Genomic DNA, 19210 nt, shown 5'->3' with positions numbered 1-19210 from the left:
TTTATGTTGAGTTTTATAACTACAACCAACACCATTTTTTTAAGCATCCTCCTTCAAGCCTTTCCTTTTATGCTTTTGGGAATAGTTATATCTTCAATCCTGCATGTTTTTATTTCGGATAATTTTATCGTCAAAGTTTTTCCGAGCAGGCACGGCCTTGGATTTTTGACTGCCTTATTCGGCGGCCTTGTTTTTCCGGTATGTGAATGTGCAGCGGTGCCTGTTCTTTCCGGGCTTGTAAAAAAGGGAGTTGCCATGCCTATTGCGGTAACCTTTATGCTTGCAGCTCCTATTTTAAATCCTATTTCGATAATGGCTACCTTATATGCCTTTCCTGAATATCCGATGGCTGCGATATATAGGGTAATCTTCGGGATAGTAACAGCCGCCTCCATCGGAATCTTACTTTTGTTCTATCCTAAAAACGAATATTTGAAGGAAGACATCGAGCATGATTGTTCTTGCAGCTGCGGGGACTCTTGCTGTGCATCTCAAAATTCCGGACAAAACTCTTTTATTGAAAACCTCAAGGAAATGTTTTTACACAGCGGAACTGAATTTTTTAATGTCGGGCCTTATTTGATATTGGGAGCCTTATTTACATCTCTAATACGAGCCGGAGTACCGAGTAATTTTTTTATAAAGTTTAATGAATCCCATTCTTTGAGCGGAATATTAATTATGATGCTTTTTGCATTTGTTTTTTCTGCATGTTCAACATCGGATGCCTTTATTGCCCGCAGCTTTTATGGCAGTTTTTCACTCTTTTCGATTATGGGTTTTCTTGTATACGGACCTATGATGGATATAAAAAATATCTTCATGCTTTTATCTATTTTTAAAAAACGGTTTGTAATAGAGTTGATGATAATCATAACTGTTATGAATATCATTTTTATAAGTGCAATGGGTTTTATATTTTTATAAATAAAAATTAATAGGCAGGATATGAAAAAAATACTTTTAAATATTTTTCTTGAAAAAATTATACGCTCATTATTATTGTTGGCAGCTTCTATTATTTTTATCTATGCGGTCGCATCAAAAAAAGCCCTCTTGTATGTTCATGTCCGCCACACAGGTATAATTATCTTTTCTGCTATTGTATTTTTTATTATAGGCATTCTTACAATGCGTGATGCTTTTTATTTTCCATATCACACTCATTCAAAAAGGGAATCTCCCTTGTACCTAATAATTTTTTTACTGCCAATTTTGTTTGCTCTCCTTATTCCGTACAAGGTCTTAACTTCAGACTCTCTTGCATTTAACGGAGATATTTTTTCATTTCAAAAGCAAAAAGAAGACACAGGCCCTAATTTCAATTTTAGACCAAGCAGGCTTTTGGAATTGGAAGACGGCTTTGTAGTTATGGATAATGAAACTTTCGGACGCTGGCTGCCTGAACTTTATTTAAATTTGGACTCATGGGTAAATAAGAAGATAAAAATTGAAGGTGCCGTTTGGAAAAATCCGGAAGTTTTAAGTAAAAACGAATTCGCAATAGGAAGGATGTTAATGGTTTGCTGTGCAGCCGATATGCAGCCGGCAGGTCTGGTAGCTCAATGGCTTAAGGCCGATGAGCTAAAAGAAGACGATTGGGTCTGCGTTACAGGAACAATTTCTAAAACAGAATATGAAGGCAGCTTTGAGCCATTAATCATAGTCGATAATATAGAATTTATTCCGCGCCCTGCCTTAGAATATGTCTATCCTTTTTAGATAAGAGTTTTAATCGGCAGCTTTATTTATGACTCTTTAGACCAGTCCGTTTCTTTATCCATTTTTACTAGAACCGATTTTGTAATTTCTGCAATAGATTCTTTTGCATTAACCTTTCTGTTTTTAAAAATACATCTATGGGCAAGAACATAAGGAGCGATTGTTTCAATATCGGTATCTTCAATCCAGTTTCGGCCGTTAGAGAGAGCAACAGTTTTTGCAAGATGCAAAAACTGTAAAGAGGCTCTTGGAGAAGCGCCTAACTCAATATCGGAATGTTCCCGTGTTTTATTGCAAATATCTATTATAGCTTTTTGTAAGGCCTTGTGACAATAAACTTTTTCTTGCTCTTCACGGGAAGCCGCTATATCGCCTGTAGTTATAATGGGATAAAGTTTTGAAAGAGCCGACACGCCGGGATTACCTTGGAGTATTTCGAGAGCAGACTCATCATCAGGATAACCTACCGAAACGGAAAGCATAAAGCGGTCAAGCTGAGCCGGAGGCAAGGGATAGGTTCCAACCGTTTCCACAGGGTTTTGAGTGGCAGCAGTAAAAAAAACATCAGATAGTCTGTAAGTTTGCCTTCCGACAGTAACCTGCTTTTCTTCCATAACTTCAAGAAGGGCGGCTTGTACCTTAGGAGGAGTTCTATTTAATTCGTCAGCCAAAAAAATATCACAAAAAACGGGACCCTTTATAAATTCAAAACTTTGAGTTTGTGCATTAAAAACATCAACACCGGTAATATCATATGGAAGTAAGTCCGGCGTACATTGAATCCTTTTAAAATCGGCAGGATTTCCATAATCCTTTTTTATTAATTTAGCCAAGGCTTTTACCATTGTTGTTTTTCCGACGCCGGGAACATCATCTATAAGAACATGGCCTCCGGTCAAAAATGCAGCAACAAAAAGGCGGATAATCTCATCCTTTCCTTTTACTACTAAGCCTATATTTCTTATAAGCTCATCTATTATATCTTTTGTATTCATATCAAACAGTATAACCGAAAATATAATTTTGTCTATATCAAAAGGTTCTATAAATTAAAAGTAAAAATATCCTTTACAAAAATATTAACGCAGTTTTTAAAATTGGTTTTATCCAAGTTTTCAATCGTAAAATTTTTACTGTAAAGAGTATACCCGTTTTTATCTGCTAACTTAAAAAAAAGAGTTTTGCCGGAGTATGTCAACCTAAGGGAGAATTTAGAATCGCCATCTTCCATAAAACGAGATGATAATATCAATTTTTTCATTTTTTTTGCTGTAATTTTTGTGTTTTCAGTTTTATCTATATCCGCAGTTATTTTTACAGGTAATTTTATATCATATTCTAAAAAGCCGGCAGGATTTAAATCAAAAAGGGATTCCAAATAAAGATAATAAAGTTGTGAAGAGTTTTTTTTCGCGATTTTACTTCCTTGGGCATACAGATCTGCAAGACTATGTTTTTCCCATTCCGAATCCATTTTTGAAATACCTTCATTTAGCAGCTTTAAATCTTCCTCAAGGATTCCCCTGTCGGCAAGATAGATGCCGGCACTTTGCGGAATAAACATGGTTTCTATAGATTCAGCCTTTCTAAGATATTTTAAAGCTTTTTTCCCCTTGCCTTTAAATGCATGATAATAGTAAGTATTTGTATAAAGAGTATTTGTATTGCTGATTAAATCTCCTGTATTGTTTTTCTTATATTCTTTTGCAACCTTTAAAGAATACAATCTAAAAACGGCATCATAATATGTATATTTTAGTTTATAGTTTATCTTATTGTTAAAATTTTTTATCCAATCTAAAAAACCTAATGTTAATCTGGTTTTTTCAAAATTATATTTGCGTATGTATAATGATTTTTTTATGTCATACAGATTGCTTTTAAATTCGTTTACACTCAAACCGTAATTTGAAATCCATGCTTCACTGATATTTTGCAGTTCATTTAAAATATATTGTTCGGCTTTTTCAATATGACCTGTTTTCAAAAATAGATTTATAATGCTTAAAGCCGAAAGAGGCGTTTCATCATCAGCATACGCCGAAAGATATGCAGAAAGGGCCTGCGAAAAATTATTTCTTCTTTCTTCAAGTTCTCCCAGCATCATATAACCAGATGTACGCTCTTCCATATTTAAAGCAGCCTTTGCATCCTCTATTGCATTATCAAACCGATAAAATTGACTTTCTAAAATAGCCTTATTATAATAGTAAACTGATCCCGAATATGTTCTGCTGCCTTGTTCTGCTCCCCTTATTGCCTTTGTATAAAACTCTTTGGATTTCTCATAATCAAACATTTCATTGTATAAAGTTCCTAAAGAGTTATAAACCGATAAGTCTTCTCCATACCGCTTTATGTTATCCAATAAAAAATTTATTCCTTCCTCCGGCCTGTGGCACTTATAACATAACCAGCCGTAATTGGAAGCAGCAAAACGGTCATAAGGGATAAGGCGTAAATAATTTTTAATATAGATCAAGGCTTCTTCATATTTATTTAGCAAAGATGCACAACTTGAAAGATAAAATAAGATACTGCTGTTTTCAGGATTAATTTCTAAGCCTTTTTTTAAGGCCTTATATGCAGGATTATATAATTCTTTATTATGATAAATTTCCCCCAACTTTAAAAACAAACTATCGTTTTGAGGATATTTTTTTATTCCATCTTGCAAAAGAGATAAGGCCCGCTCCCAATTCTCAGCTTCCACTGCCTTTTCGGCCTCAATAACAATGGTTTCTGCGTTTTCTGCAACGACAAAACACGATACAAGACAAAAAGCAAGTAAGAGAATTATTTTTTTTGTTTTGTTTTTTAAAATATTTTTGGCAGTATTTGCATCTTCTATTGTACATTCCGGTGCAAATTTCGCCTTTTGAATAAGCGCATTCATTTCTTTTGTGTCCTCATCGCTCCGTGTCTTTTTCTTAAATAGCTTACCTGCCGTGAGCACGACTCTTCTATTATTCCCTGAAAATTTTAATACAAGATGAGGACGCGCCTTGTAAGCTGCAAGTATCATAATCAAAAAAATAATTATAATAAATCTGAATAAGGATATGTTCTCTTTAAAAAATTGTTTTATATAAGTACTTATGTTTGAAATATCATCTTCCTTTTCGGTGATTTCCGTAATTTTTATTTCACTGCGTTTTTCGAGGATTTCACTTAAAAGAGAATTAAATTCCTCTCCTCCCGCATTCATTCCAAAGTTAATATTTTCTCCTTCGGCAAGCTGAGAAGTTGTAGGATCAAAGCTGACCCATCCGATAAAAGGAAAGAAAACCTCAACCCATGCATGGGCCATGTTTGCCCGTACAGGATAATAATTCATAACTTCAGATTCGGGCTGAACAAAAAATCCTACCGCCACTCTGGCAGGTATTCCTATGCTTCTAAGCATGAGAGCATAAGAAAAGGCAAAGTAAGTACAATATCCTTTTTTTGTTTCAGTCAAAAAATATTTTAGCTGATTACCGTCATGAGCCTTGCCCGGTTTTAGAGAATACCTGAAATCTCCATCCGTAAAATAAAATTGAAGCGCTAAAACTTTATCCAAATAATCTGGAATATCTCCGGTTATTTCTTCAGCTGTTTGATGCACAAGTTTAAAACTTTCTTCATCAATTTTAGTATAAAAATCCAAATCCTCTTTCGACATTCCCTCATCTTCATCCCCTGACGGAAATGCCTCTCCATAAAGATCAGATGCAAAATCAAATATTGCATCGCTAAAGACCTTGTACCCTCCGTTAAATTTTGAACTGTCCCAAATCTCATAAGGAATTACCTGTGTCGGATAATCCATAGCAATAAAGGAAGATGGTGATAGGTTCACAAAAAAATATTCTTGCGCAACTTTTTCACGCATAGAAAAGGCTCTATGCAAAATATCTTTTTGCCCCTTAGGCAGAGAGGTAATTTGAGCCTTTTCGGATGGAGCTTTTTTTTCATAAAAACCTTTTGCAGAATCCCAGCCTGAAAGATACATTCGCCTTAACATGTTGTGAGAAAAATCATTATCAAAATGAGCGACTAAAATAAGGTCACCACTCATTTTAATTTCAGATTGCAATTTTAAATAATCGGAAAAATCAAATCTAAAAAGAGTGGGCTGCAATAAACCTCCATGATTAACCGATGCAGATTCATTATAGTTTTTTAATACAAAGGTCATTATAAAGGCAAAAAACGGTAAAAAAAGCAAAAAAAATGCAAATTGTTTTTTTTCAAAATTAAAAGATAAAAAAATGCGAATCATTTCGATTGCAGAAAAACTAAGTGAAAACAAAACTGCATATATCGGATGGTCAAAAACCGACATTGAAAAATTTCCCTGCCCAAAAAAGAACAAAGCAAATACACTAAATAGAATTATAGGTTCATAACGTCTATATTTTTCTTTTTGACAAAATAAAATAGTCGATACCGAAATAAAAAAAGATTGAATTATCAAAAAAGGAAGAATAACACCCAGCCTTAAATATAGGATATCAAAAGGCTCGGCTGAAATAATTTTTAATAAAAATAAAATAAAAATAAAAAAAATACTAATACTTAATAACAACAAAATAATAGAAGCCGATATCTTTATCCGTTTTTTTTGAAGTTGATAGCACAAATAAATTACAATAACAGCCCAAACAGGAAGAACGAATGAAGGTAAAATTTCAAACAAGTATAATGACGGAATAATACTTAGCATTACCAGCGAGAATATACGTAAAAGAAAATTAAGCTTATATCGAGTAAGCATAAAATCCTCCGCTCTTTAATTCATTTTTTAGAATTTCAATCTTTTCGTTCATTTCTTTTGATAAGCGGTTATATTTTTTTTGGGAAGAGGTATAAAACAAAAAAGAAAACAAACGGTTCTTAGGTACGGTAATTATACTTTCAAGCCCGGTATAAAAAGCACATTCATTTTTATGATCCGAAAAAATTCCAAAAAGTCTTTCTAAAATTTTCTTGCTTGATTGTACAGGCATAAAAAAATAGAGCAAACAAGTTTTTTTGTTTTCTTCATCAATAAAAAAATTCTTTTTTAGTTTAGGCTGAGCTTTATTCATTTTTTTTAGAATCCTAATTTGAGGAATTGAAAAAATTCTTTTTATCGATTCTTCCGCATCTATATCACCCGGATAAACTGTTTCGGTTTCATAAGAGTTTTTTTCGCCATCATAAAAACGGATATTAAAACTTATTCCTTTTTGGTGTAAATAAAAAGCTATCGACGTACTCAAATTAATAAATTCATCGAATCTATTTTTATAAAATACAATATCTTTATTTACAATCGGACTTTCAACATATAGCGTAAAAAAAATTCTCGGCGGCGGAACAAAATCTCCCTGCTTTACATTAAGTTCTTGAGTGTGCGCATACAGCTTCCAGTTAATTTTTCTTATATCATCGCCGGGAAAATACGGGCGCGAATCATAAAGCTCATCAGTCCGTCTCAGATTTATGGTATGAGCCGATGTCTCATTTAGAATTTCGGGAAGTGCAAAGCTTTTTACTTCGGTCATCATCGGATAAATAAAAAGTTGAGGTATGGATTTTTCATTTTTTAAAAGCCGGAATGAAAAAAATCCTGCAAGATCGGAAATTTCGATATACTCCTTTTCCAAAAAAAATCTGCCTCGTTCTTCCTTCGGAAGGGGGAAATGGGCAGCAGTTCTCTTAAGCTTAATATTAAATTTCAATCTTCTGCCTTTTTTATTGTTTAAATCGGATGAAAACTCAAAACCGTAAAATACAAAAACGCCGGGCAAAACAATCGGAAAAAGTTTTTTTCCCTTTCGTTCCTCTAAGGGTAAAATAGAAATAGTTTCATTTTTTAATTCTACTAATGAATCCGCTTTTTGCCATAATAAAACGGAAAGACTAATAAGAATTAAGGAAAGCACAAAATAAAGGCATAAGCAAACACCACAAACAATTGCAAATAATTCGCCTCGAACACCGGCTGCCGTCAGCAAGAGAATTGAAAACACAATATAAATAGCTCCGGAAACCGTCAACCTAAAAACCTTCATCCGAAATATACTATCACTTTTTATAGAAATAATCAATAAAACAAAAAAAAGCCAGGCAGCATCCTACTTTCCCACTTGATCAGCAGTATCATCGGCGTAAGAGAGCTTGACTTCCGTGTTCGGGATGGGAACGGGTATTACCTCTCCACTATGGCCACCTGGCAATAATAAACAAAATAAGGACTTAAAACTTTAATAGTTTTAAGTGTACTAAAGATGAGAACGAAGAAGAAAATCATATCTCATTAATGAAAAAAGAAACAATAATATGGTCAAGCCTCACGACTTATTAGTATTGGTCGGCTTAACACATTACTGTGCTTAGACCTCCAACCTATCAACCTTGTAGTGTGCAAGGAGTCTTTAGGAGGGTTAAACCCTCAGGGATACGTAGTCTTGAGGCGGGCTTCCCACTTAGATGCCTTCAGCGGTTATCCCTTCCGAACTTAGCTACCCGGCAATTACCCTTGGCAGGATAACCGGTACACCAGAGGTTCGTCCATTTCGGTCCTCTCGTACTAAAAACAGCTCCTCTCACGTATCCAACGCCCATAGCAGATAGGGACCGAACTGTCTCGCGACGTTCTGAACCCAGCTCACGTACCGCTTTAATTGGCGAACAGCCAAACCCTTGGGACCTGCTTCAGCCCCAGGATGCGATGAGCCGACATCGAGGTGCCAAACATTCCCGTCGATGTGAACTCTTGGGGAATATCAGCCTGTTATCCCCGGAGTACCTTTTATCCGTTAAGTGACGGCGCTTCCACTCGCTACCGCCAGATCATTAAGACCTACTTTCGTATCTGCTCGAGCTGTCACTCTCGCAGTTAAGCCTCCTTGTGCCTTTACACTCGCTGCGCCGATTTCCAACCGGCGTGAGGAGACCTTCGCGCACCTCCGTTACTCTTTAGGAGGCGACCGCCCCAGTCAAACCGCCTGCCTATCACTGTCCCGCTTCCGGTTTCACGGACAGCGGTTAGAAACCTGATTTATCAAGGGTGGTATTTCACATTTCGGCTCCACCCAACCTAACGGTCAAGCTTCATAGCCTCCCACCTATTCTACACATGATAAACCAAGTCCCAATAATAAGTTGCGGTGAAGGTTCACGGGGTCTTTCCGTCTAACTATGGGTAACCGGCTTCTTTACCGGTATATAAATTTCACCGAGTCTCGCGTTGAGACAGTGCCCAGAATCGTTACACCATTCGTGCGGGTCGGAACTTACCCGACAAGGAATTTCGCTACCTTAGGACCGTTATAGTTACGGCCGCCGTTTACCGGGGCTTCAATTCAAAGCTTCACATTGCTGCTAACCTCTCCTCTTAACCTTCCGGCACCGGGCAGGTGTCACCACCTATACGTCCCATTGCTGGTTCGCAGATGGCTGTGTTTTTGATAAACAGTCGCCTGGGCCTGCTTTCTGCCACCTCCACTTTTTATAAAAAGGAGGTCACACTTTTTCCGAAGTTACGTGTGCATTTTGCCGAATTCCTTAACGCGAGTTCTCTCGAGCGCCTTAGATTTCTCATCCCATCTACCTGTGTCGGTTTACGGTACGGTCTTTTATAACCTAGCCTTAGACAGTATTTCCCGGCACCTTGATTACGCCCGCTTCGTTCCACCGTAGTGTCCCTCGCTGTCGCAGCTTACCTTGGACGACGGATTTGCCTATCATCCTTTTTAACGGCTCGCTTACTTTGACCGGCATCCGTTAGCCGGCCGGGTTTCACCTCATGCGTCCTGCCATCGAAATTATAAAAGGTATCGGAATATGAACCGATTTCCCATCGACTACGACCTTCGTCCTCGCCTTAGGGGCCGACTTACCCTGGGGAGATTACCTTTACCCAGGAAACCTTAGATTTTCGGCGGGGAGGGATCTCACCTCCCTTTTCGTTACTTATACCTGCATTCTCTCTTCCATCTCCTCCAGAATCCCTCGCGGGTATTCCTTCTTCAGTTAATGGAATGCTCCCCTACCGCCTTACGCATTAATCGCGTAAGACCCGTAGCTTCGGTATACTGCTTAGCCCCGTTACATTATCTGCGCATGGACACTCGACCAGTGAGCTGTTACGCACTCTTTAAAGGAATTGCTGCTTCTAAGCCAACCTCCTGGCTGTCTTTGTATCCACACTTCATTTCACACTCAAGCAGTATTTGGGGACCTTAGCTGACGGTCTGGGCTGTTTCCCTTTTGACTACGAACCTTAGCGCACGCAGTCTCACTCCCATACGTTGATTATCGGCATTCAGAGTTTAACTGGGTTTGGTAGGCTTTGACGCCCCCTAGTCCAACTAGTGCTTTACCTCCGATAATTTTGTATGAGGCTGTCCCTAAAGGCATTTCGGGGAGAACCAGCTATTTCCGGGTTTGATTAGCCTTTCACTCCTAGTCACAAGTCATCCATACCTTTTTTAACAGATTATAGTTCGGTCCTCCACAGCGTTTTACCGCTGCTTCAACCTGCTCATGACTAGATCACTCCGGCTTCGGGTCTACGACATGCAACTATTCGCCCTATTAAGACTCGGTTTCCCTTAGGCTCCGGAACTTCTATTCCTTAACCTCGCTGCATATCGTAACTCGCAGGCTCATTCTACAAAAGGCACGCTACCACCCTTAAAGGGCTGTAACATCTTGTTGGTTTACGGTTTCAGGTTCTATTTCACTCCCCTTACTGGGGTTCTTTTCACCTTTCCCTCACGGTACTTGTTCACTATCGGTAGCTAAGTAGTATTTAGCCTTGGATCGTGGTCGACCCGGTTTCCGACAGGGTTTCTCGTGCCCCGCCGTACTCAGGTACTGCATCAACAAGTCCGATTTATTTCGCTTACGGGGGTTTCACCCTCTTCGCCAGGCTTTCCCAAAACCTTTCTGCTATAAATCGAATTTGTAACTTGTCGGTCCTACGCCGATGCAGCCCTACAACTCCCTCAAAAGGGTTTAGGCTCCTCCAATTTCGCTCGCCGCTACTTTCGGAATCTCTTACTTGATTTCTTTTCCTTGAGTTACTTAGATGGTTCAGTTCACTCAGTATCGCTTTACCTCTCTATTTTATTCAAGAGTGTAATGTCAGTATCACTACTGACGGGTTACCCCATTCGGCTATTTCCGTATCACAGGATGTGTGCTCCTACACGGAACTTTTCGCAGCTTACCACGGCCTTCTTCGCCTCTTAGCTCCATAGGCATTCGCCATAAACCTATATTCGCTTGACCATATTATTGTCCCTTCTTTCTTACTCTTTTCAAAAAGAAGTTTTGTATTTTTTTATTTTTCTTTTACGCCTAAAAGTCTTAAAACTTTTAAACGCCTTCGTTCCCTTCCCTAGTTATGTCAAATATCTGTTCGCCTAAGTTCATAAAAACTAAGCTATTGAGCCGATTTTTTCAATCGGTATGGGCCTGATTAGAGTTGAACTAATGACCCCTTCCTTATCAGAGAAGTGCTCTAACCGACTGAGCTACAGGCCCTATAAAAAAGAGTTTGGGGAAAGAACGAAAAGGAAGTATCAAATTGTCTTGTGTACTTCAAGACTTGAATAGAAGGTTAAAAACAACCTTCAAATACCCTTTCTCATAGAAAGGAGGTGATCCAGCCGCACCTTCCGGTACGGCTACCTTGTTACGACTTCACCCTCCTTACCAAACGTACCTTCGGCACCGTCCTCCCTTACGGGTTAGACTAGCGACTTCGGGTACCCTCGACTCGGATGGTGTGACGGGCGGTGTGTACAAGGCCCAGGAACGTATTCACCGCACCGTGCTGATGTGCGATTACTAGCGATTCCAACTTCATGAAGTCGAGTTTCAGACTTCAATCCGGACTACGATTGCTTTTTTGCGTTTTGCTTGACCTCGCGGTGTCGCTTCGATTTGTAGCAACCATTGTAGCACGTGTGTAGCCCTGGACGTAAGGGCCATGATGACTTGACGTCATCCCCACCTTCCTCCGATTTGTCATCGGCAGTTCCGCCAGAGTCCTCAGCTTTACCTGTTAGTAACTGGCAGTAGGGGTTGCGCTCGTTGCGGGACTTAACCCAACACCTCACGGCACGAGCTGACGACAGCCATGCAGCACCTGTCAAGAGCCGTATTGCTACGCTGCCATATCTCTATGTCATTGCTCTTGATGTCAAACCCAGGTAAGGTTTCTCGCGTATCATCGAATTAAACCACATGCTCCACCGCTTGTGTGGGCCCCCGTCAATTCCTTTGAGTTTCACCCTTGCGGGCATACTTCCCAGGCGGTACACTTAATGCGTTTGCGCCGGCACCGAAGCTCTTGCCCCGACACCTAGTGTACATCGTTTACTGTGCGGACTACCAGGGTATCTAATCCTGTTTGCTCCCCGCACCTTCGTATATCAGCGTCAATCATCGGCCAGAAACCCGCCTTCGCCACCGGTGTTCTTCCAAATATCTACAGATTCCACCCCTACACTTGGAATTCCGGTTTCCCCTCCGTGATTCAAGTCAAGCAGTACCCAATGCAGTTTACGAGTTGAGCTCGTAGATTTCACACCGGGCTTACCTAACCGCCTACATACCCTTTACGCCCAATAATTCCGAACAACGCTCGCCCCTTACGTGTTACCGCGGCTGCTGGCACGTAATTAGCCGGGGCTTATTCGCATGACTACCGTCATCTCACAGGCATTCCCTCCTGTGTTTATTCTTCATCTGCAAAAGAATTTTACAACCTTTCGGCCTTCTTCATTCACACGGCGTCGCTCCGTCAGACTTTCGTCCATTGCGGAAGATTCTTAGCTGCTGCCTCCCGTAGGAGTTTGGGCCGTATCTCAGTCCCAATGTGTCCGTTCACCCTCTCAGGCCGGATACCCATCGTTGCCTTGGTGGGCCTTTACCTCACCAACTAGCTAATGGGACGCGGGCCCATCCTGAAGCGGAGCCGTAGCTCCTTTCCTCATTTACCTTTATGTAAATGAGCACATTCGGTATTATCTAATATTTCTACTAGCTATCCCCATCTTCAGGGCAGGTCACCCACGCGTTACTCACCAGTCCGCCACTCTAGGGGAGAGCAAGCTCTCCCTTACCGTTCGACTTGCATGCTTAAGACGCGCCGCCAGCGTTCGTTCTGAGCCAGGATCAAACTCTCCATCATTATTATTTCAATCCGCCCTTAAAGAGCGGTTGATTTCTTAACGTAAGTTTGTCCTTAACATGTTAAGGAATTTGGTAAAAGCTAATCAGCTAGCCTTTACCGGTTATTTTTGATACTTTCCTTACCAAAAGCTTTACGCTTTGGCTATTTTTGTTCTTTCCCTTCCCTCTTAGTTTCAAATATCATTCGCCGGCAACTTGTGAAAGTTGTTTAGCGAGCAAAAAGGAGTATACATTATTTTCTCACTTTTTGTCAAGAGCTTTTTAAAAGTTTTTTTAACTTTTTTTAACCTTTCTGCAAGTTTCTTACCTTGCAAAAATAAAGAGCCTTACCTTCATTCAAAGAGTAAGACCTTCAAAACTTTTCTAGTATTTTCTACAGTTTTCTAAGCTCACCGCCGTAACCGACGGTGAGAGCGAATATAGCCCATTCCGTAACTTTTGTCAAGTACTTTTTATAAGGTTTTTATAGATTTTCTGCGGGTAAATTTATTATCGCAAAGCTTATTTTTCTACTGTTTATCGATACAGCCGCCCCTTTGGCCCTACTTAACATCCTTTTGCATTTGTGATATCATACCGCCTACTTATGGAAAAGAAAAGCAATAAAATATCAAAAGAGGTGTTTTCGACTCTTTTGTATCTTTCCCGTCTTTCTTTGGGAAAAGAAGAAGAAAACCGCTTAGCCGGACAGGTAAATAACTTGGTAGGTTATTTTGAAATTTTGGATAAATTTGCCGACAGTAACTTGGATTCGTCAATGTATGCAAAACACGATGAATCAACCTTACGCTCCGATGAAGTAAAAGAAGGTCTTGCTCAAAAGGACTTAAAAAAGATGACCTCGGAATATATGGACAATTATTTTAGGGTTCCAAAGGTTTTGGGGTCGGGAGCTTAGGAGTTGTTTATGATAACGAATTTAACTTTTACACAATTAAGGGAAAAATTAAAGAATAAAGAACTGTCGTCCCTCGAAATTCTTAGAGCTTTTAAAGCAGAATACGAAGATGATCTAAAAAGCCCCCTTCCTTTAAACGGGTTTATCGAATTTTTTGAAGATGCAGAAGAACATGCAAAAAAGGCGGATGAGCTTATTGCTCAAGGCGTTTCCTTTGATGAAAAGCCTCTTTTAGGCCTGCCCATTGCGGTAAAGGACAATATCTCAATGGCGGGAAAGCTCTGCACCTGCTGCAGCCGCTCATTGCAAGGCTACTATGCTCCATATAATGCGACCGTAATAAACCGATTGGTGGAGGCCGGAGCCGTTTTGATGGGGAGAATAAATATGGATGAACTCGCCATGGGTTCTTCAACCGAATTTTCATGTTACGGCCCATCAAGAAATCCCGTTGACAGGGAAAGAACTCCGGGCGGAAGTTCGGGAGGCTCGGCTGCCGTAGTTGCAGGAAATCAGGCACCTTTTTCTCTCGGAACGGAAACGGGAGGCTCGGTTCGTCTTCCGGCTTCATACTGCGGAATTTACGGCCTTAAACCGACATACGGACTTTTCAGCAGGTACGGGGTAGTAGCCTTCAGCTCTTCCTTAGACCAAGTAGGCCTTTTCGGAAAAGAAGCCGCCGACATAGCCCTCGGCATAGCCGTCATGGCAGGCAAGGACGAAAATGACGAAACTTCGGAAGAAGCCGATTTTTCTTCATTATTAAATCTTTCTGCCTATTCAAAAAAAGAAATCGCCTCATTAAAATTTGCAATCCCCAAGGAATTTTTAAATACGAAAGGCCTGGAGAGGGAAGTCAAGCAAGTCTTTGATGAAGTGTGTGCATGGCTTACCAAGAATGGGGCAAAACTTGAAGAAGTTTCCATTCCTGTTTTGGAAGCCTCAATTCCTACTTATTATACGCTTGCAATCTCGGAGGGAGCGAGCAATCTTTCACGCATAGACGGCATAAGGTTCGGCCTCCGCAAAGATGCCGGTAAGGGAAATGACGAGCTTTATATTCAAACAAGAAGCGAAGGTTTCGGCCCTGAGGTTAAAAGACGCATTATAACCGGCAACTATGTTCTTTCAAAAGAATTTTCAGGCGACTGTTATGAAAAAAGCTTAAACGTAAGGGCAAAAATAGCTCAAGGCGTAAATGAAGTTTTACAAAAATACGACTTTATAATCTGTCCGACAGCTCCGGCTCCGGCCTTTAAACTTAACGAAAAAGTAGATGATCCTATCGCTATGTACCTTTCGGACCTTTTTACAACCTTTGTAAACCTTGCCCGCATTCCGTCCCTTTCGGTTCCGGCAGGAAAAACAAAGGCAGGACTTCCGGTAGGCATTCAGTTTTGCGGAAAGAAATTTTCGGAAGAGAACATCTTAAAACTTGCAAAGGCCTGGGAGGAAGATCATGCTTAAACACGGCAATTTAGAATACGAAATAATTATCGGCTGCGAAATACACTGCCAACTTTTAACCAAAACAAAGGCTTTTTGTTCTTGCGAAAACCGTTACGGCGGCATTCCGAATACGCGGGTTTGCCCCTCCTGTCTCGGACTTCCGGGAGCCCTCCCCAGAGTAAGCAAGGAATATGTAGAGTTCGGAATTAAGGCAGGATGCGCCCTCGGCTGCAGGATAAATAATTTTTCCAAATTCGACAGAAAACATTATTTTTATCCCGACCTTGTAAAGGGCTATCAGATAACTCAATTTTACACACCTCTATGTGAAGAAGGCGAAGTCGAAATTAACCTCGCCGCTCAAAATGAGGAGCCTAAATTTAAGAAAGTGAGAATTGAGCGCATTCATTTGGAGGAAGATGTCGGTAAGAGTCTTCATATAGAAGGTTCACACAGCTACATCGATTTTAACCGATCAGGAGTTCCTCTAATCGAAATTGTTTCAAAGCCCGATATGTCAACTCCCGATGAGGCTGCCCGCTACATGCAGACAATCAGGGAGATTTTAAAATTCGTCGGCGTTACTGACGGAAACATGGAAGAAGGAGCCCTGCGCTGCGATGCAAACATAAACTTAAAAATCATCGACAACGGCGTAGAGTTTAGAACTCCTATTTCGGAAATAAAAAATATGAACTCCTTTAAGGCTGTAAAGGATGCCTGCACCTATGAGGTTTCCCGCCAATTGGAAGAATACACGAGCGAGAACCGAATTGCTTTTAAATCCGGTTTTAAACGCACCATGGGCTGGGACGAACCTTCAGGGCAGACTGTAATTCAGCGTACAAAAACAATAGCCGAAGACTACCGCTTTATGCCCGAACCGGATTTAAGAGCTCTGGAGTTAAGCGATGAGTTTATCAAAAGGGTGAGCGATTCGGTCGGAGAATTACCGGAAGCAAAACGGCTTAGGTTTAAAAAAGAATATCACTTGTCGGAATTCGATGTTCAAACTCTTACCTCCGAAAGAGAGCTTGCGGAGTGGTTTGAAGAGGCGGCTAAAAAATCTTCTTCTCCCAAAAAATGCGCCAACTGGATTTTGGCTGAAGTTTTGGCTGTTTTAAACGAAACAAACTCTTCTCTCTCCGATTTAAAATTCGGACCCTGTGCTATAGCAGAACTTGTAAATGTTATTGAAGAAGGAAAAATAACAAGCAAGCAGGCAAAGGATGTTTTTGCCGAGATGATAGCTCTCGGTAAAAAACCGTCTGCCATAATCGCCGAAAAAGGCATGGAACAGGTGAGCGACTCTTCCTTTATCGAAAAAATCGTAGAAGAAGTTTTTGCTGAAAACACCGAAGCCGTCCAAGACTGGAAAAACGGAAAGACCAATGTTGCAGGCTGGCTTATGGGACAGGTTATGAAAAAATCCGGCGGCAAGGCTAACCCTAAACAAGCTGCCGAACTTGTAAACAAAAGACTAGCACAGTGAACTTAAAACCGATACAATAAGCCCTCGCTTCTTAAAAAGTGTTAAGAAGTGCGGGCTTTTTTATTAATCCGCCTCTCTTGCGATTTGGCATTCAAGTTCAATACCTGTCATCAAATAATTATCATCCATATCGATACTTGCAGTGTAGGAATTATAAAATAAGTGATTGCTGTTACTGTGCCACGAAATTAGATAATGTTTATCTGCTTCTATTTGATGGGGCCTTAATATCTTGCGCCCGAATGTTTTTTTCATGGTATCGGTTTTAAGCACAGAAAGCATATCGACCCCGTTTAATTTTATAGATATTTTATTATCTTTTGCTTTTGAAATGTCATCCTTTTTCATCCAAAAATAAATGATGCTGCAATCTTTAAGCGGGGTTTCCTTTTTCATGCTTCCGTAAAATATAAGCCGGGCAATAATTGCATTATTTTTTACTAAAACGGCTTTTGAATAAGGTACCGGTTTCATAGGCCGCCGATGATAACCTTCTGCAACGGATATATCCGGTGAGCCTGAATATTTTTCAAATTCGTTTGAATGGGGGAATTTCATTATGTCTAAAGCCGTTACATGTCCCTTTTCCGTATAAATGTCAAAACCGTCATTCATAAGTTCTTTTATTGCAGTATACCCTAATTTGATTTCGGTATTATTTAAGGTAAAAACCGGAGCTTTTACCGGTAAGCCGATAGCGATATATGCTATTGTGCAAAAGACTAAAAACAATAAAGAGGCAAAAAGCACAACCAACGATTTTCCGGTGCGTTTTCTTGCATTAAAAAAGGCCATAATCGGCACAAGAATTACCGTTCTTGTTAAAACGGCTGTTGCTGAAGGAAATCTGGATCCTTTGTAGATAATTTGTACAACAAAAAGAATTGCTATTATAAACATTAAACCATATACAAGAATTTCGCCTAATCCCAATTTACCGGTTTTTGTATTTTCGTTTACCGGCTCATCAATTAATCTTTTTCCATTACCAAGGGTGTTTTTTAAATTGCGATATAAAAAACAGGTGCAAAAAATAAATGAGATACCTAAAAATGCCATTAGTCCGATATGCAAAAGTCTTCCCATGTTCAAACCTGGTTAATAAATGGTAACCAATACATTGCCGTCAGCTTCGAGCACTTGCTTGTAAAATTCTTTCATATTTTGAAAACAGTCGGTTAATTCCTCTTTTATTTCATCAGCTTCTTCTTCATAATCCCAAATGTTCGGATATAAATCCGCTTTTTTGCATTCTTTCATACTGAAATTATTCATAGCTTTTTCTATATCAAAATTATCGAGAGCTGAAATGATGTCTTTAATTCTTGACTTTTCGGTGTAAGCTATAAAATCTTCTATGCCATCAATAGGAGATACGCCTACAACAGCTTCACTAAGAGGGTCATTTTCTATCGGTTTGCTGCTATCGATACCAGTAAGCACAAAATGAAGTGCATCCCACATCTTATCTATATCCAGCAGCAGTTTTGCTTCTTCATTCCACTCTTCTACATTCTCAAAGATTTCATCTTCTTCCGCATTAAAAGATTTGAGCTGTTTTAAATTCTCATCACTTAAATATTGATAGTTTGCTATCATTCCCATTTTCTTATACCTCCCGTAAGTTTTAAATTTGTTTAAGCTGATTATTTCATTATATCACATTCTTCTTGTTTCTTATGAAATTTGATCCCAATCTTTTCGTTTTTAAAATCAAAAAAGCTTAGGCGGTTTTTTAACACTTGGTATCCGATTACACCGGATACCGGTACTTTGAGCTTAATATCGTCAATATTATGCATAACAGCGGTAACATCACTATATTCACTACCAAGTGCAGTTACCTTTATCTGAACTATTCCGTTTACTTCATCTATTACTTTTAAACTATCTATTCCAAAAGATTTATCAAGAAGACAAGTGTTTGCTCCCGTATCCAATACGAACTGATATACATTATCTAAGACATTAACATCAATCACCGGCAATACTCCCGTTTTCATTTCAAAATACTCCAATCCCTCCGGAGCATCTTCGTCTAATCCAATCTGCAAATTAGCATAGTCAAGTAGTACAGTGTGTTCTCTTATAAGATCAATTCCTATTGTTCCAAGGAAACAAAGATCCGGCTTAATATTTCTAAGCGGTTTTTCAACATAATCCATATCTAATAACAAAACTGAGGTCTTGGGTGCAACCCATTCATGACATCTAATATCACATATACTTTCTACCGCAGAAGCAGTCTTCATTTCATTATCGAACTTGGCAACTTCAATATCTTTTCCTACAAAATCCGGAAAATGAAATTTATTAAGACATGTCTTCATAGCCCCTGTATCAAATGCCATATAACCGTTAATTCCGTTTACAGATACATTAATCAAAATAATGCCGCTTACTACTTCAATCGGTATTCTCATTGTTCTTTCACCTCAAAATTTATAAATTTGCCTGCCTTATGTTTATTT

The 19210-nt window shown here is 39.5% G+C and carries 11 protein-coding genes, 1 tRNA gene and 3 rRNA genes; 5 read left to right on the top strand and 10 right to left on the bottom strand.

Annotated features, from left to right (window positions below; genetic code table 11):
* Positions 1 to 3: 3 nt before the first annotated feature.
* Entirely contained in the window at positions 4 to 927 is a 924-nt protein-coding gene (locus E4O04_RS02835; RefSeq protein ID WP_253709804.1) for a permease, read from the top strand.
* 21 nt (positions 928 to 948) lie between these two features.
* On the top strand, positions 949 to 1722 hold the full coding sequence (locus E4O04_RS02830; RefSeq protein WP_253685637.1) for a TIGR03943 family putative permease subunit: 774 nt from the start codon (positions 949 to 951) through the stop codon (positions 1720 to 1722).
* A 26-nt stretch (positions 1723 to 1748) separates the two neighbouring features.
* Here E4O04_RS02830 and E4O04_RS02825 read toward each other — a convergent pair whose 3' ends face one another.
* The 7 genes from E4O04_RS02825 to E4O04_RS02795 form a co-directional block, all read right to left on the bottom strand.
* Positions 1749 to 2717, bottom strand: a complete 969-nt coding sequence (locus E4O04_RS02825) for an AAA family ATPase (RefSeq protein WP_253685639.1) — start codon at positions 2715 to 2717, stop codon at positions 1749 to 1751.
* Positions 2718 to 2764: 47 nt separating this feature from the next.
* The gene (locus E4O04_RS02820; protein WP_253685640.1) at positions 2765 to 6481 is read right to left on the bottom strand and encodes a transglutaminase domain-containing protein; all 3717 of its coding nucleotides are present in this window, start codon (positions 6479 to 6481) and stop codon (positions 2765 to 2767) included.
* On the bottom strand, positions 6465 to 7763 hold the full coding sequence (locus E4O04_RS02815; RefSeq protein ID WP_253685642.1) for a DUF58 domain-containing protein: 1299 nt from the start codon (positions 7761 to 7763) through the stop codon (positions 6465 to 6467). Before E4O04_RS02815 ends, E4O04_RS02820 begins: the two co-directional genes overlap by 17 nt.
* A gap of 50 nt (positions 7764 to 7813) precedes the next feature.
* Positions 7814 to 7925 (bottom strand): 5S ribosomal RNA (gene rrf / locus E4O04_RS02810).
* Positions 7926 to 8031: 106 nt separating this feature from the next.
* Positions 8032 to 10989: ribosomal RNA gene (locus tag E4O04_RS02805) — 23S ribosomal RNA — on the bottom strand.
* Positions 10990 to 11170: 181 nt separating this feature from the next.
* Positions 11171 to 11244 (bottom strand) — tRNA-Ile (locus tag E4O04_RS02800).
* 109 nt (positions 11245 to 11353) lie between these two features.
* Positions 11354 to 12898 (bottom strand): 16S ribosomal RNA (locus tag E4O04_RS02795).
* Together the 16S, 23S and 5S rRNA genes with 1 tRNA gene alongside form the textbook arrangement of a ribosomal RNA operon.
* Before the next feature lie 588 nt (positions 12899 to 13486).
* Between E4O04_RS02795 and gatC the strand changes: the two genes are divergently transcribed.
* The 3 genes from gatC to gatB are packed head-to-tail and all read left to right on the top strand — an operon-like array spanning position 13487 to position 16739.
* Positions 13487 to 13798, top strand: a complete 312-nt coding sequence (gene gatC / locus E4O04_RS02790; protein WP_253685644.1) for an Asp-tRNA(Asn)/Glu-tRNA(Gln) amidotransferase subunit GatC — start codon at positions 13487 to 13489, stop codon at positions 13796 to 13798.
* Positions 13799 to 13807: 9 nt separating this feature from the next.
* Positions 13808 to 15265: an Asp-tRNA(Asn)/Glu-tRNA(Gln) amidotransferase subunit GatA gene (gene gatA, locus E4O04_RS02785; protein ID WP_253709802.1), complete on the top strand. Its 1458-nt coding sequence runs from the start codon at positions 13808 to 13810 to the stop codon at positions 15263 to 15265.
* Complete coding sequence (gene gatB, locus E4O04_RS02780) at positions 15258 to 16739, top strand: Asp-tRNA(Asn)/Glu-tRNA(Gln) amidotransferase subunit GatB (protein WP_253709801.1); 1482 nt, start codon at positions 15258 to 15260, stop codon at positions 16737 to 16739. The genes gatA and gatB overlap by 8 nt, the downstream gene beginning before the upstream one ends.
* 63 nt (positions 16740 to 16802) lie before the next feature.
* Here gatB and E4O04_RS02775 read toward each other — a convergent pair whose 3' ends face one another.
* Genes E4O04_RS02775 through E4O04_RS02765 form a run of 3 tightly spaced genes read right to left on the bottom strand, consistent with a single transcriptional unit; the run spans position 16803 to position 19162 of the window.
* Complete coding sequence (locus E4O04_RS02775; RefSeq protein WP_253709799.1) at positions 16803 to 17825, bottom strand: hypothetical protein; 1023 nt, start codon at positions 17823 to 17825, stop codon at positions 16803 to 16805.
* A 12-nt stretch (positions 17826 to 17837) separates the two neighbouring features.
* Positions 17838 to 18344 carry a YfbM family protein gene (locus E4O04_RS02770; RefSeq protein WP_253685652.1) on the bottom strand — a complete coding sequence of 169 codons (507 nt, stop codon included), beginning with the start codon at positions 18342 to 18344 and terminating at the stop codon, positions 17838 to 17840.
* Positions 18345 to 18385: 41 nt separating this feature from the next.
* Complete coding sequence (locus E4O04_RS02765; protein ID WP_253685654.1) at positions 18386 to 19162, bottom strand: hypothetical protein; 777 nt, start codon at positions 19160 to 19162, stop codon at positions 18386 to 18388.
* Positions 19163 to 19210: the final 48 nt, after the last annotated feature.

The organism is Treponema sp. OMZ 799, assembly GCF_024181365.1.
Classification (GTDB): domain Bacteria; phylum Spirochaetota; class Spirochaetia; order Treponematales; family Treponemataceae; genus Treponema_B.
Note: the sequence above shows the minus strand (reverse complement) of the source record. Positions and strands in the feature narration are given on the sequence as shown.

Coding starts and splice junctions, on each gene's coding strand:
- E4O04_RS02835 (WP_253709804.1), top strand. CDS start 4: ATGTTGAGTTTTATAACTACAACCAACACCATTTTTTTAAGCATCCTC.
- E4O04_RS02830 (WP_253685637.1), top strand. CDS start 949: ATGAAAAAAATACTTTTAAATATTTTTCTTGAAAAAATTATACGCTCA.
- E4O04_RS02825 (WP_253685639.1), bottom strand. CDS start 2,717: ATGAATACAAAAGATATAATAGATGAGCTTATAAGAAATATAGGCTTA.
- E4O04_RS02820 (WP_253685640.1), bottom strand. CDS start 6,481: ATGCTTACTCGATATAAGCTTAATTTTCTTTTACGTATATTCTCGCTG.
- E4O04_RS02815 (WP_253685642.1), bottom strand. CDS start 7,763: ATGAAGGTTTTTAGGTTGACGGTTTCCGGAGCTATTTATATTGTGTTT.
- gatC (WP_253685644.1), top strand. CDS start 13,487: ATGGAAAAGAAAAGCAATAAAATATCAAAAGAGGTGTTTTCGACTCTT.
- gatA (WP_253709802.1), top strand. CDS start 13,808: ATGATAACGAATTTAACTTTTACACAATTAAGGGAAAAATTAAAGAAT.
- gatB (WP_253709801.1), top strand. CDS start 15,258: ATGCTTAAACACGGCAATTTAGAATACGAAATAATTATCGGCTGCGAA.
- E4O04_RS02775 (WP_253709799.1), bottom strand. CDS start 17,825: ATGGGAAGACTTTTGCATATCGGACTAATGGCATTTTTAGGTATCTCA.
- E4O04_RS02770 (WP_253685652.1), bottom strand. CDS start 18,344: ATGGGAATGATAGCAAACTATCAATATTTAAGTGATGAGAATTTAAAA.
- E4O04_RS02765 (WP_253685654.1), bottom strand. CDS start 19,162: ATGAGAATACCGATTGAAGTAGTAAGCGGCATTATTTTGATTAATGTA.